Origin of the sequence: Pseudomonas guariconensis (assembly GCF_015680235.1) — a bacterium.
In the GTDB taxonomy this organism is placed as follows: domain Bacteria; phylum Pseudomonadota; class Gammaproteobacteria; order Pseudomonadales; family Pseudomonadaceae; genus Aquipseudomonas; species Aquipseudomonas guariconensis_A.
In genome coordinates, this window is record NZ_JADLJL010000016.1 from 23,489 (window position 1) to 36,609 (window position 13,121).

The following is a 13,121-nucleotide window of genomic DNA, read 5'->3' on the forward strand; positions in this document are numbered from 1 at the left end:
TACAGGCTTCATAATGTCCGCAAAAGTCATTGCGGCGAGGCGAACACACCGGTCCAGTAGATGCCGGCATCGCTCTTGGGGTCCACGGCATAGGCCGCACCCAATTCGCGAAAATCAGGGTTCATCACGATGGCGCAATGGCCGGGGCTTGCCAGCCAGCCATCGACCACCTTGCGCGGTGTATCGCGCCCGGCGGCGATGGTTTCACCGATCTGTTGGTACAGGTAGCCCGCAAGCTCCGCGCGGTCGCCTGGGGTGCGGCCGTCGCGGTCCAGGTGGTCGAAGAAGTTCTGGTTGGCCATCGCTCGGGTATGGTTGGCGGCAACCCCTGCGAGGGTGGTGTTCCAGCCTAACGCCGGCGCTGCTGCGAAGGGTTGGCCGCCACACTGGCGCGGTACCTTGCGTGCGGCATTGATTTCCTGCAGCAGCTTCTGGCCTTCGGCCTGCCAGTCGCCCAAGCGCCCGCTGAGCAGCGGACGGGCCAGGACGATACGCCAGTCGCGGCCCTCCTGGCTGACTCCGATATCGACGAACTGCGGGTCGAGCACCACCTGGCAGAAGCTTTCTTCGATGGCGTGCATCGCGGCCTGGGCATCGCGCGGGCCAGACAGGCTGATGGCTTGTACGTTGACCATCGGGTAGGCGGCGCGGGTCATGGCTTGTTGCAAGTCACGGGTGCCTTCGGGCGATAAGGCCAGGCGAGTGTCGCTGTTGAGGGGAGGCAACTCCAGCGAAGCCTCGCCGCCGCAACGCTGGGCCTGGCTGCGGTAGGCGTTGATCGACTCGATCAGTTGCCCTTCTTCGCCACTGAAGGCCAGGGCATTGGCGCACGCCATCAGACCCAGCGACAGGACGGCAAGACGGGCAACGGATGACAGGACGCGCATGAAGATCTCCCTATGAACTGGCAGCGCCTAGGTTGCGCTGCTCATCCTACACAAGCGCAGGGCTTTTGGCCCCGCCTTGTGCATTGCGAATAACGGCCGGCAATCGATTGCAACTCGGCAAAAGAGGGGGTAGACCACCGCCTGCCGGAAAAGTGCGGCACGTCATTGGCGTTTTCATCCAGGCGATCCCTGCCCCATGAACTTGGACAGGGAAAGATCTATGCTTGCTCAATGACCACCACCGAGTTTCCCCTTCGCCAACCCTGCCCGCCGGGCGCCTGCGATTGCGGGCGCGAACGGCTGCACGAAGGGCCGCCCCAGGCGCAACGTATCCTGTTGCTGACCCGCCAGGAGGAAAAACGCTTGCTTGAGCGCCTGGAGAATCTCAAGGACCTGGAAGACCTGCAGCGCCTGCAGGTGCGCTTGTATGAGCAACTGGGCATCCGCGTGCATATCGCTCCGGGCTACAACGAGGTGCGCACCATGCGTGGCATCGTCATCGAACTGGACGAGCAGCCGGGGCTGTGCCGCAAGACGCGTCAGTCGATCCCTGCTGCCATTCGTCGTGGGCTGGAGCGCAACCCGCAGGTTGCCTTCCGCCTGCTCGATGCCCACGACCTGTTGCGTGACGCCTGAGCTTCAGCGCATCGCCGCCAGCTTGATGCCGAACCCGACCAGGCAGGCGCCCGCCAGGCGCTCGAGCAGGTTGCTGACGCGTGGGTTGGCGCGCATGCGCTCGGCCAGGTGGTGGGTCAGCACCACCGCAACCAGGCCATAGAGAAAGGTCAGCGCCGCCACGGTCACCGCCATGAAGGCGAAGGTGACCACGCCCTGGTGGCGTACCGGGTCGACGAACAGTGGAAAGAACGCCATGTAGAACATGATCGCCTTGGGGTTGAGCAAGGTGATCATCATCGTCTGGCGCAGGTAATGCCCATTGGCCATGCGACTTTCCCGCGGGGCTGCGTCAGGCTTGCTCAACACCATGCGTAGGCCAAGCCAGGCCAGGTACGCCGCACCGGCCCATTGCACCACATGGAAAGCGGCAGGGTAGGCGGCCAGCAGCGTGGCGACTCCGGCCACCGCCAACCACATCAGCACCTGGTCGCCTAGGATCACCCCACAGGTCGCGGCCAGGCCTGCCTTGATACCGCCTTTGCCGGTGGCCGTGATCAGTGCGAAGTTGCCAGGCCCTGGGATGGCCAACAAGATAAGGAAGGCAATGACGAATGCGCCGTAGTCGGTTACGCCGAGCATGAGAAAACGCTCCATGAAGGGGAGCTCGATATATGCCACCATCGGCGCCGCTTGCAAAGTCAGGCGATTAATTTTTCCCGCTCGCCCTTCGTTTGATGGGAAGCCGCCCTGCGCGCCGCGCACCGGCTTTCATCATTCAAGGAGACAGGCAATGACGTCCGTATTCGACCGCGACGATATCGTGTTCCAGGTAGTGGTCAACCACGAAGAGCAGTATTCCATCTGGCCGGACTACAAGGCCATTCCCAACGGCTGGCGCGCGGTGGGCAAGAGCGGTTTCAAGCAGGAATGCTTGGCCTATATCGATGAAGTCTGGACCGACATGCGCCCGCTGAGCCTGCGTCAGAAAATGGCGCAAGCCCAGGCGCAATGAGGCGTTGGCGGTGACCGTAGTGAACCTGTTGTGCCTGCCTTATTCCGGCGCCAGCGCCATGGTGTACAGCCGCTGGCGCCGCAAGGTGCCGGCCTGGCTGCGGGTGTGCCCGGTGGAGCTGCCCGGGCGTGGTGCGCGTCTGGGCGAGCCGCTGCAGACCGACATGCAGGCCCTGGCCCGGCAGCTGGCCGCCGAACAGCGTTTGCACGCCAATATGCCTTATGCCTTGCTCGGCCATAGCCTAGGCGCGTTGCTGGCCTTCGAGCTCGCCCATGAACTGCAGGCACTGGGCTGCCCACCGCCGCTGGCGCTGTTCGCCTGTGGCACCGCGGCGCCGACCCGTCGGGAAGACTATGACGCCGGCCAATGGCGCGAGCCCAAGCCCGATCACGTCCTGATCGCAGAGCTGCGTGACTTGCAGGGCACCCCGGAGGAGGTGCTGGCCAACCAGGAACTGATGAACCTGACCTTGCCGGTGCTGCGCGCCGACTTCCTGCTATGTGGCCGATACGCCTACCGCTGCCGCCCTTTGCTACGCTGCCCGTTGCATGTGCTCGGCGGCGAGGACGACCGGGCCAGCCAAGAGCAGTTGCTGGCCTGGCGCCAGGAGACGGTGGGCGATTTTTCCCTGGAGGTATTCCCCGGCGGGCATTTCTTCATCCACGAGCATGAAGACCGTGTATTGGCGGTGCTGGCCAGCGCCCTCGATGCCCATCGGCGTTGTGCATGATTGACGCCACCCCCTTGCCTCGGCCAGCCTAGTAGCCTTCGTGGCCTACGGCAGGCCGCTACTTTCCCAGGCAAGGGGCAGTCAATGCTGATCGATCCTCACAAGGCCACGCTGCTGGTCGTCGATATCCAGGAAAAACTCATAGGCGTCATGAGCGACTCCGAAGGCACTCGGGCGCGAGCCCATTGGCTATTGGCGGCGACCGCCGAGCTGGAAGTGCCCACGGTGATCTCCGAGCAGTACCCCAAGGGCCTCGGGCACACCCTGGCCGAGTTGCTGGCAGCGGCGCCGGCAGCCGAAGTAGTGGAGAAGCAGCATTTTTCCTGCGTGGCCGCGCAGTGCTTGCCGGCCAGCCTGATGGCGCGTGAGCAAGTGATCGTCTGCGGTATGGAGACTCACGTCTGCGTATTGCAGACCGTGCTCGGCCTGTTGGCCTTGGGCAAGCAGGTGTTCGTGGTCGAGGATGTCTGCGACAGCCGTACCCCGGCCAGCAAGGCGGCCGGTCTGGCGCGTATGCGCGATGCCGGGGCCTGTGTGGTCACGCGTGAGATGGTGCTGTTCGAATTGATGGGCAGCGCCGCCCACCCCTTGTTCCGTCATATCAGCAAGACCTACCTGGTGGGCGAGCAGCCTTGAAGGGAATGATCGACTGGCGGCTGGCCTGCGGGCTGGCCATCCTCGTGCTGCTGCAAGGCTGCGCTACCTCGCCGCAAGCGCCCGAGGTCGACCCGGCCAAGGTCCAGGCCCAAGTCAAGCGCCTGCTGCCGGCCTCGACCCGGGACCGAGACGGTTGGGCACGAGACATCCAGGTCGCGTTCACCTCCCAGCGCATCGCCCCCAGCAGGAGCAACCTGTGCGCTGTGTTGGCCGTCACCGAGCAGGAGTCGACGTTCAACGCAGACCCCCAGGTGCCGAACCTGGGCCGCATCGCCCGGGAGGAGATCGACCGCCGCGCCGCGCGCCTGCACATTCCCAAGCTGCTGGTCGATGGCGCGTTGAAGACGCCATCGCCCAATGGCCAGACCTACCAGCAACGGTTGCTGGCCGTGCGCAGCGAGAAGCAACTGAGCGGCCTGTTCGACGACTTCATATCGGGCCTACCCCTGGGGCGGACGCTGCTCGGTGGGCTCAACCCGGTGCGCACGGGCGGGCCGATGCAGGTGAGCATCGATTTCGCCGAGCGCAATGCCAGGGACTACCCCTACAACCACCAGGGGACGATCCGTCAGGAAGTGTTCACCCGCCGCGGTGGGATGTACTTCGGCATTGCCCACCTGCTGGGCTACCCCAGCCATTATCAACGCCAGATATATCGCTTCGCCGACTTCAATGCCGGCTGGTACGCCAGCCGCAATGCCGCGTTCCAGGCAGCCCTGAGCCTTGCGACCGGGGAGCGGCTGGCGCTCGATGGCGATTTGATCGCGCCAGGCTCGATCATGCCCGGCAGCACCGAACGGGCCGCACGCAAGCTTGGGGTCAAGCTTGGATTGCGCAACACGCAGATCCGCAGCCAGCTGGAGAAGGGCGATAGCCTCGCGTTCGAGGACACCGAGCTGTACGAAGGCGTGTTCGCCCTCGCCGATGCCGCGGCCGGCAAGCCCGTGCCGCGGGCCGTGTTGCCGGGGATCGAACTCAAAAGCCCGAAGATTACCCGCAAGCTGACCACTGCATGGTTTGCGGGCAGGGTGGACGAGCGCTACCAGCGCTGCATGAAGCGTTGATGGGGCTTTTGGGGGAGCAGCGGCGGTATGGCAAGGGCTTCGCCCTTGATCGCGAGGCAAGTCGGACCGCCGCACCGCCGCTCCCACAGCGCGTCTACATTTCTGAAGCCAGTGCAGCCCGAAGGGCTGGGCGATCTTCCTCAGGGCTGGTGGGGGCTTGCCGGCGAGGGTTCAGGAACGCCTCGGTTGCCCATACGCCTGGCTGATCCGGTCGATGACCATCGCCAGTGCGACGATCGCCAGCCCGGCCTCGACCCCTTGGCCGACATTCAGCGTCTGGATGCCGGCCAACACATCTTCGCCCAACCCCCGGGCTCCGATCATCGAGGCTACCACCACCATCGACAGTGCCATCATCACCGACTGGTTCAGCCCAGCCATGATGCTCGGCAAGGCCAGGGGCAGGGCAATGCGTCGCAGTCGCTGCCAGCGGTTGGCACCCAGGCCATGGGCGGCCTGCAGCAACGAGGGGTCGATCTGCGCCAGGCCCAGCTGGGTCAGGCGCACCAAGGGCGGCAAGGCATACACCAGGGTGGCGAACACGGCGGGCACCTTGCCCAGGCCGAACAGCATCAGCACCGGGATCAGGTAGACGAATGCCGGCAGGGTCTGCATCACGTCGAGCACCGGCAACAGCAGGCGTCGAGCCAGTGGCCGCGTCGCCAGGACGATTCCCAGCGGCACGCCCACCAGTACACACAGGCCCGTGCTGACCAGTACCAGAGCCAGCGTCTGCAGCAGCTTGTCCCAAAGCCCGAGCATGCCGATCAGGGCCAGCAAGGCGCACAGCACCACCGCTCGCACCAGGCTACGGCTGGCATGCCAGGCGAGCAGGCCCACCATCAGCAGCAACAGCCACCACGGCAGCAGGCGCAAGCCGTTCTCCAGGCCTACCAGCACCTGCAATAGGTGGTCCGAGAGGTGACGCAGCTGGTTGCCGTAATGCAGCACCAGCCAATCGACCAAGCGGTTGACCCATTCGGCGAAAGAAAATTGCAGCGCTTCGGGAAAGCCTGCGCTCACAGCGCGCCCTCGACCTTCGCTGCGGCCTCGGCAGGCAGCCAGGCCTTCCACACCGCCGGGTTGTCTCGCAGGAACGACAGGGCCGCGTCACGCGGCGGCTGGCGGGTTTCGCTCATCCGCGCCAGGGCCTTGTTCAGGCGCTCGATCGGCAGGTCGACCTTCTCGAATACCGCGACCAGGTCCGGGTATTGCTGGCGGAAGGGCGCCGACACGCCGACCGACAGCTTCGCCGGCAATGAGCGGCTGCCCTTGGGCGCCGGGTGCTTGGCATCGGTCAGCGTGGCCCAGGCCGCGGCGTCGAAAGGCGGCTCCTCCAGGCGGACCAGGTCGTAGCGCCCCATCAGCGGCGTCGGGCTCCAGTAATAGAACAGCACCGGCTGGCCGCGCCGGATCGCCGAGCCGATCTCCGCATCCAGGGCCGCGCCCGAGCCGCTGCGAAAGTTGTTATAGAGGGTGTCGAGGCCATAGGCCTTGAGCTTCTGGCTGTTGACCGTCTCGGACGTCCAGCCGCTGGGGCTGTTGAGGAAGCGGCCTTTGCCCGGAGTTTCGGGATCACGAAATACCTGCGGGTAGCGCTTGAGGTCCTCGACGGTACGCAGGTCTGGGGCCAGCGGAGCCAGGTTGCGCTCTGGGTCGCCCTTGATCACATAGGCCGGCACCCACCAGCCTTCCTCGGCATTTTTTACCGTGTCGCCGAGGGCGAATACCTGGCCCGCTTGCTCGGCCTTGACCCAGGCAGGGCTGCGCCCGGCCCATTCCTCGGCGATCACCTGCAGGTCGTTGCGTGCCAGGGCAACCTCCATGCTGACGGTGCTGCCCGGCAACGTATCGGTGGGGTAGCCGTAACCGTGCTCGACGATCAGCCGCAGGATCTCGGTGGTCAACGCGCCACTTTCCCAGCCTATGGCGCCGAAGTGGATGGGCGTGCGTTCGTCGGCTGCGGCACTGTCGGTGCTGGTCAGGCCGAAAGTGAGTAACAGGCCGGCCAGCAGCGCAGGAATCTTCTTCATGTTTGCCTCTAGGTTGCCAGTCCTTGGGTTGGGGCAAGTGTAGACGACGAAGGTTCGACACCTTGGCTGGCGCGGCTCAATGTGCATGGAGCCTTGGTGCGGTTGGATGCTGAGGGGAGGGCGGTTCTACTCGGCACCCGATGAGCTGTAAAAGGTTGGGGCGCTTTGCGCCCCGATAGCAGGACAACCGTTGCTGAAGAAGGCTGAATGAGCACTCAGACGCGGAACTGGTCCATCAGCCCCTGTTGCTGGTTGGCTAGATCATTGAGCGACTGGCTGACACGTGCCGACTCGTTGGCCTGGCCCGACAGCGATTCGGTGACATCGCGAATGGTCGCGACATTGTGGTTGATCTCTTCGGCTACCGCGCTCTGCTCTTCGGCGGCCGAGGCGATCTGCAGGTTCATGTCGGTAATGACGGTCACTGCCTGGCCGATGCGTTGCAGTGCGGTGACTGCCTGCCCGACCTGCTCGACGCCGCCTTGGGCCTGGCGGTGGCTGTTGTCCATGGCGCCGACCACTTCCTGGGTACCGGCCTGCAGTGCCTCGATCACCTGGCGGGTCTCTTCCACCGACTCCTGGGTGCGCCGGGCCAGGTTGCGTACCTCGTCGGCGACCACCGCAAAGCCGCGCCCGGCCTCACCGGCCCGGGCGGCCTCGATGGCAGCATTGAGGGCCAGCAGGTTGGTCTGCTCGGCTATCGAGCGAATCACCTCCAGCACCGAGCCGATCTTCTCGCTGTTCTGGGCCAGGCCTTCGACCTGGGCCATGGCGCCGCTCATGTCGGCGGCCAGCGCATCGATGCGGGTGGTGGTGCGGTCGATCACCGCCAGGCCTTCGCGGGTAGCCTGGTCGGCCTCTCGCGCGGCTTGGGCGGCCTGGGCGGCGCTACGCGCTACGTCCTGGGCGGTGGCGCTCATTTCATGGGAGGCGGTGGCTACCTGGTCGACCTGGCGGTACTGCTGTTCCATGCCGGCGCTGGTCTGGGCGGCGATGGACGCGGACTGGTCGGCCGTGCCTCGGGCGGCCTGCACCGAGCGTTTGACCTCAGCGATGGTCGGTTGCAGCTTATCGAGGAAGCGGTTGAACCAGCCGGCCAACTCACCCAGCTCGTCGCGCTTGTCGTAGGCCAGGCGGCGGGTCAGGTCGCCTTCGCCGCTGGCGATGTCCTTGAGCATGGCGGCAACACCAAGAATCGGCCGGGTGACACCGCGGGCCATCAGCCATACCAGCAACAGCCCCACGATCGCCACGGCCAAACCAAGGCCTAGCTCGAGCAAGGTGCCGCTGGTATTGAGGGCATCGAGTTCCTGTTTGAGCGCTTCGGCCGGGCCGGTCAGGGCGCTCTGCGGCACATCCAGCAGCACCCCCCAGGGCTTGCCGCCCGGGATCGGCTCGAAGGCAGCCAGCACCTTCAGGCGCTGTTCGTGGTGCATGACCTGCAGCTTGCCGCCTGGCAGCTTGCGCACCAGTTCACCGCCCTGGGCCGGGTCGACCTGGTCCAGGCGCTGGGCCAGCTTGCCGGCGTCGGCGCTGTAGCCGGCCAGAAGGCCAGCGGGGCTGAGAATGCCGACCGTGGTACGGCCTTCGTAGAGACTACGGCTGGCGCGCTCGCTCAGGGCTTGAAGGCTGTTGAGGTTGATGTCGATGGACAGGGTGGCGATGACTTTGTCTGCCACGATCAACGGGAACACGATGCTGGTCATCAGCACCTGCTGGCCATCGATGGTATAGAAGTACGGCTCGCTCACGCACACCTTGCGGGTGCTACGCGGGCATACCCACCACGTGTTGGCCGGCTCGCCGCTGGGGCCGACCTCGGTGTTGGCCATGTCCTGTTCCGGCAACGCCATGGACGTCAGCTGACCGGCGCGCGGCTGCGACCAGTACAAGGCAAAGCGCCCGGTTTCGTTACTGCCCAGCTCGGCCTGGCCGTTGAACAGGCTGTCCTTGCCATCCAGCGCGTTAGGCTCGAAGACCAGCGACAGGCCGAGCAGGTCCGGGTTGGCCTGCAGCGCAGCGCGCACCTGCCGGGTCATGTCCTCGCGCAGGTCATAGGCGTCGAGAAAGCGTTTTTCGGCCTGTTCACGCAGGAACAATACCTGGCGGGCGAAACCGGCGCCGTACTGGTAGGCATCCATGAACTGGCGGCGGATATCCAGGGCCTGCACCTCGCCCTGGGACTCGATGCGCGCCTGGGCCGACTCGGTGAGCATCTGCATGCTGCTGGCCTTGACCAGGTCCGAACTGTGATCCATGCGGTACAACGACAGACCGATCAGCACCGTGACGATGGTCGCCAGGCACAAGCCGGCCAACAGAGTGATCTTCCACTGGATGGAAAGTTGACGCAAAGGCATTTGGGGATCCCTTGTAAGAGGTCTTGGCCTATGCCAGCCGGTCTTGTCGTGGCTGCTGTGACCCTTCCATCGCAGGCCTAGGAGCGGGCTTGTCCCGAGATGACCGCACAGCAGCCCGGCCGATCGGCAGCAGGGCCTGGGGCTGCCCTTTATGTCGGCGAATCGATCCCTTTCTTTATCCAAGCATTCAATAAAAAAACTGTATTTTCAGGCGCTTCTGACACGCGTCGCGGGTTTGACCGCTTTGACAAGCGCCCAGGTGTGCTTCAGAGTGTGCGCCCTTCATAACAACATCCCCTGGCCCGGCCACTGCCCGCAGGCAGCCTGTCGCCGGCGCACTCGCTTTTCGTCTGTCGTAACGAGGTAAACCACACCATGAATGCAGTCATTGCCGCGGTCGGTGTCATGCTTGTCTTGAGCCTGTCCCGCGTGCATGTGGTCATCGCCCTGATCGTCGGTGCCCTGACCGGTGGCCTGGTCGGCGGCCTGGGTACCGAAGGTACGCTGAAGGCCTTCAACAGTGGCTTGGGCGGTGGTGCCACGGTGGCGCTGTCCTACGCGCTGCTCGGCGCCTTTGCCGTCGCTATTGCCAAGTCAGGCCTGGCCCATGCCCTGGCCGACCGCGCCTTGGCGATGGTCGATCGGCAAGGGCATGCCGACAATGGTGCGCTCAAGTGGGTGCTGGTCGGCCTGATGCTGGTGGTGGCTGTCTGCTCGCAGAACATCCTGCCCATCCATATCGCCTTCATCCCGCTGTTGGTACCGCCGCTGCTGTACGTGCTGACCCGCCTGCGCATCGACCGGCGGCTGATCGCCTGCGTGATCACCTTCGGCTTGATCACCCCGTACATGTTCCTGCCGGTGGGATTTGGCAATATCTTCCTCAACGAGATCCTGCTGGCCAACGTTGCGCGTGCGGGTGTGGACGTCAGTGGCGTCAACGTCACCCATGCCATGGCCATTCCGGCAGCGGGCATGCTCGCCGGCTTGTTGCTGGCCGTGTTCGTCAGCTACCGCAAGAAGCGCGACTACGACCTGGGCCGCATCGAACAGGTCGAGCAGGTCAGCGTGCGCTACAACCCCTTGACCCTGCTGGTGGCCGGTGCCGCGATCGCTGCGGCGTTCATCATCCAGCTGTGGCTGGACTCGATGATCATCGGGGCCATGGTGGGCTTTCTGATCTTCTCGCTGTCGGGCATCGTGCGCTGGAAAGACACCGACGACCTGTTCACCGAAGGCATGAAGATGATGGCCATGATCGGTTTCATCATGATCGCCGCTTCTGGCTTCGCCGAGGTGATGAAGGCCACGGGTGAAGTGAACGGCCTGGTCGAGGCTTCGGCACAGTGGATCGACCACAGCAAGGCTGTCGGCGCCTTGCTCATGTTGCTGGTAGGGCTGCTGGTGACCATGGGCATCGGCTCGTCGTTCTCCACCGTGCCGATCCTGGCGGCGATCTTCGTGCCGCTGTGCGTGCAACTGGGCTTCGACCCGCTGGCCACCGTGTGCATCGTGGGCACCGCCGGAGCGTTGGGCGATGCCGGCTCGCCTGCATCGGACTCCACCCTCGGCCCGACGTCAGGGCTGAACGTGGATGGCCAGCATCACCATATCTGGGACACCGTGGTACCGACCTTCATCCACTACAATCTGCCGCTGCTGGCGTTTGGCTGGTTGGCGGCGATGGTGCTCTGAGCCCGCGGCTGATAGCTAGCTCGCCCCTTGTGGCAGCCAGCTGTCTTGAGTTGCTTGCCCCGGACCTATCGCTGGCAAGCCAGCTCCCACAGGTACGGCGGTATCTCTGAAGACAGCGCAGGCCTTGTGGGAGCGGGCTTGCCCGCGATCAAGGGCGAAGCCCTTGCCAGGCGACGGTGATATCGGGCCCGGCCCAATCGCGGGACAAGCCCGCTACCACAGGGGGGCGGCGCTAGCCGCTTGTCCTTTGTGCGACAGCGCAGCCCGAAGGGCTGGGTTATCTCCCACAGGGCCTGATGGGCAATTGTCTTGCGGAGTGTGAAGCTCTACGGTTTCTGGATCGGTTTGCGCTGCTCAGCCACGGCTGGGCGGTGGCGAGATGCGATTGAGCACGATGCTGCCATCCTGGCTACGCGTCAGATAGACCGGCAGCACTTTGGGCAGGTTGTCCACCAGGCGTTCCACCTCGTCGATGCTGTACACCCCGCTGATGCGGATCTTGCCCGTGCCTTCGTCAGCCAGGCGCAAGGGGTTGTCCAGGTAGCGGTTGATCACCGGCAGGGCTTCGGCCAAGGTAAGGTTGTCCAGGATCAACTTGCCGCTGCGCCAGGCCAGGCTGTTGCCAGCCTCGTCGCTTTGCGCCAGTGCAGGCTCGAAGTCGCCGGTGCGGTAGCTGGCCTGCATGCCAGGGCCAAGGCGGTAGCCGTCATCGGCGCCATGGCTGGTGACCAGCACCGAGCCTTCCACCAGCGTCACCTTGACCTGATCTTCATGTTTCCAGACATTGAACTGGGTCCCGGTGACCCGGGTCTGGCCGCTGCCTGCCCGGACGATGAACGGGTGACGGCTGTCGTGCTTGACCTTGAAGAACGCCTCGCCCTTGACCAAGGTGACCTGACGCCGGTTCTTATAGTTCAGGTAGCGCAACTCGGTGTGCAGGTTGAGCTCGACCACGCTGCCGTCGCTCAGGGTCACTTGCTGTAGCCGGCCATCGCTTTCGAAGTGCTGGTAGCGGCTAGGCAACCAGCCTTGTTCCCAGCCGACCCAGCCAGCCAGGGGCAGGGCGAGCAGAAACACCGCTGCGGCCGAGGCCAGCGGGCGCCAGGAGCGCTGGCGCACCACAGGCCGGGCACCCGGGTTGAAGTCCACCACCGTGGCGGTAGCGGGCAAGAGCTCGGCGGTGTGCCAGATGTCCTGCATCGCCAGGTACTCCTCCCGATGCCGCGGATCGGCCGCCAGCCAGCGCTGGAATGCCTCGCGCTCGGCTGCCGTGCAGTCGTCGGCATGCAGCCGCATGCACCAGTGTGCGGCTGCGTCGGCGAGGGCATCGTCGGGGTTGGGGGTCAAGCGATCGTGGTTCATTGCGGCTCCCGGTTTTGCGCATTCTACCCTCGACCGGGGAGTGTCGAGAACCGAGATAATGGCAAACGACTATCAGATGCCCGTTTTTTCATCGCGATTCCGGCGGATTGATACAGCGTATTGACGAAAATTTACATAGCACGCTAATCAAGGCTTTGACATTCACTGCCTAGGCAGTAATATTTCTACACATATTGCTCGGGCCTGCGCCATGTCTCATTTCTCTCCGGAAAACTTCCAGACCTGCACCATCGGCATGCTCCTGGGCCGCGCCGCGTTGCTCAAGGACCGCATCCTCGATTGGCACCTGGAAGCAGACGGCGTCACCGCCGCGCAGTTCAAGGTGCTGATCATCGTCACCCAGTACGAGGTGGATACCCCAGCCGAACTGTGCCGCTACCTCGGCCTGGACAGCGGTTCGATGACGCGCATGCTCGATCGTCTCGAGCAGAAGGGCCTCATCCTGCGCAACCGTTGCCCCGAGGACCGCCGCCAGGTCCGCCTGGCGTTGACCGACGATGGCCAGCGCCTGGCCGACCGGCTGCCGGAGATCGGAGCGGCGGCAATGAACGAGCTGGTCGGCGCATTGCAGCCTGAGGAGCTCAAGACCCTCGAAGGCCTGCTGGCCAAGGTGCTGCTGAGCGCCGGCGACCCCCTGACGATTCGCCGTTTCGGCGACCGTTGACCCTGTAACGACTCTTTC

At 64.6% G+C, this 13,121-nt stretch carries 13 protein-coding genes and 1 pseudogene; 7 read left to right on the plus strand and 7 right to left on the minus strand.

The window, feature by feature from the left end:
* Positions 1-26: 26 nt before the first annotated feature.
* Positions 27-887: a CAP domain-containing protein gene (locus IRZ56_RS13075; protein ID WP_196145328.1), complete on the minus strand. Its 861-nt coding sequence runs from the start codon at positions 885-887 to the stop codon at positions 27-29.
* Between the two features lie 231 nt (positions 888-1,118).
* Between IRZ56_RS13075 and IRZ56_RS13080 the strand changes: the two genes are divergently transcribed.
* Positions 1,119-1,523 carry a hypothetical protein gene (locus IRZ56_RS13080; protein WP_196145329.1) on the plus strand — a complete coding sequence of 135 codons (405 nt, stop codon included), beginning with the start codon at positions 1,119-1,121 and terminating at the stop codon, positions 1,521-1,523.
* 3 nt (positions 1,524-1,526) lie between these two features.
* Here the strand turns inward: IRZ56_RS13080 and IRZ56_RS13085 are convergent, their stop codons facing one another.
* On the minus strand, positions 1,527-2,144 hold the full coding sequence (locus IRZ56_RS13085; RefSeq protein WP_196145386.1) for a LysE family transporter: 618 nt from the start codon (positions 2,142-2,144) through the stop codon (positions 1,527-1,529).
* 151 nt (positions 2,145-2,295) lie between these two features.
* On the opposite strand from IRZ56_RS13085, the gene IRZ56_RS13090 reads away from it, so the two are divergent.
* The 4 genes from IRZ56_RS13090 (at position 2,296) to IRZ56_RS13105 (ending at position 4,968) form a co-directional block, all read left to right on the plus strand.
* The gene (locus tag IRZ56_RS13090; protein WP_084856942.1) at positions 2,296-2,517 is read left to right on the plus strand and encodes an MbtH family protein; all 222 of its coding nucleotides are present in this window, start codon (positions 2,296-2,298) and stop codon (positions 2,515-2,517) included.
* 10 nt (positions 2,518-2,527) lie between these two features.
* Complete coding sequence (locus IRZ56_RS13095) at positions 2,528-3,247, plus strand: thioesterase II family protein (protein WP_196145330.1); 720 nt, start codon at positions 2,528-2,530, stop codon at positions 3,245-3,247.
* Positions 3,248-3,331: 84 nt separating this feature from the next.
* The gene (locus IRZ56_RS13100) at positions 3,332-3,883 is read left to right on the plus strand and encodes an isochorismatase family protein (RefSeq protein ID WP_196145331.1); all 552 of its coding nucleotides are present in this window, start codon (positions 3,332-3,334) and stop codon (positions 3,881-3,883) included.
* A gap of 5 nt (positions 3,884-3,888) precedes the next feature.
* Complete coding sequence (locus IRZ56_RS13105) at positions 3,889-4,968, plus strand: DUF1615 domain-containing protein (protein ID WP_196145332.1); 1,080 nt, start codon at positions 3,889-3,891, stop codon at positions 4,966-4,968.
* Positions 4,969-5,139: 171 nt separating this feature from the next.
* On the opposite strand, the gene IRZ56_RS13110 is transcribed toward IRZ56_RS13105, so the two are convergent.
* The 4 genes and pseudogenes from IRZ56_RS13110 to IRZ56_RS23505 form a co-directional block, all read right to left on the minus strand.
* Entirely contained in the window at positions 5,140-5,991 is an 852-nt protein-coding gene (locus IRZ56_RS13110) for an ABC transporter permease (protein WP_196145333.1), read from the minus strand.
* The gene (locus tag IRZ56_RS13115) at positions 5,988-7,001 is read right to left on the minus strand and encodes an ABC transporter substrate-binding protein (RefSeq protein WP_196145334.1); all 1,014 of its coding nucleotides are present in this window, start codon (positions 6,999-7,001) and stop codon (positions 5,988-5,990) included. Before IRZ56_RS13115 ends, IRZ56_RS13110 begins: the two co-directional genes overlap by 4 nt.
* 215 nt (positions 7,002-7,216) lie before the next feature.
* Positions 7,217-7,972: a methyl-accepting chemotaxis protein gene (locus tag IRZ56_RS23500; RefSeq protein WP_416765997.1), complete on the minus strand. Its 756-nt coding sequence runs from the start codon at positions 7,970-7,972 to the stop codon at positions 7,217-7,219.
* A gap of 102 nt (positions 7,973-8,074) precedes the next feature.
* Positions 8,075-9,361: pseudogene (locus tag IRZ56_RS23505) on the minus strand (HAMP domain-containing protein); the annotation flags it as partial.
* Positions 9,362-9,736: 375 nt separating this feature from the next.
* On the opposite strand from IRZ56_RS23505, the gene IRZ56_RS13125 reads away from it, so the two are divergent.
* Positions 9,737-11,056 (plus strand): Na+/H+ antiporter family protein, encoded by a 1,320-nt coding sequence (locus IRZ56_RS13125; RefSeq protein WP_196145336.1) that lies wholly within the window; start codon positions 9,737-9,739, stop codon positions 11,054-11,056.
* Positions 11,057-11,410: 354 nt separating this feature from the next.
* Here IRZ56_RS13125 and IRZ56_RS13130 read toward each other — a convergent pair whose 3' ends face one another.
* A complete protein-coding gene (locus IRZ56_RS13130; RefSeq protein ID WP_196145337.1) occupies positions 11,411-12,418 on the minus strand; it encodes a FecR family protein in 1,008 nt (335 codons plus the stop codon).
* Between the two features lie 211 nt (positions 12,419-12,629).
* On the opposite strand from IRZ56_RS13130, the gene IRZ56_RS13135 reads away from it, so the two are divergent.
* On the plus strand, positions 12,630-13,103 hold the full coding sequence (locus tag IRZ56_RS13135) for a MarR family winged helix-turn-helix transcriptional regulator (protein ID WP_196145338.1): 474 nt from the start codon (positions 12,630-12,632) through the stop codon (positions 13,101-13,103).
* Positions 13,104-13,121 lie beyond the last annotated feature (18 nt).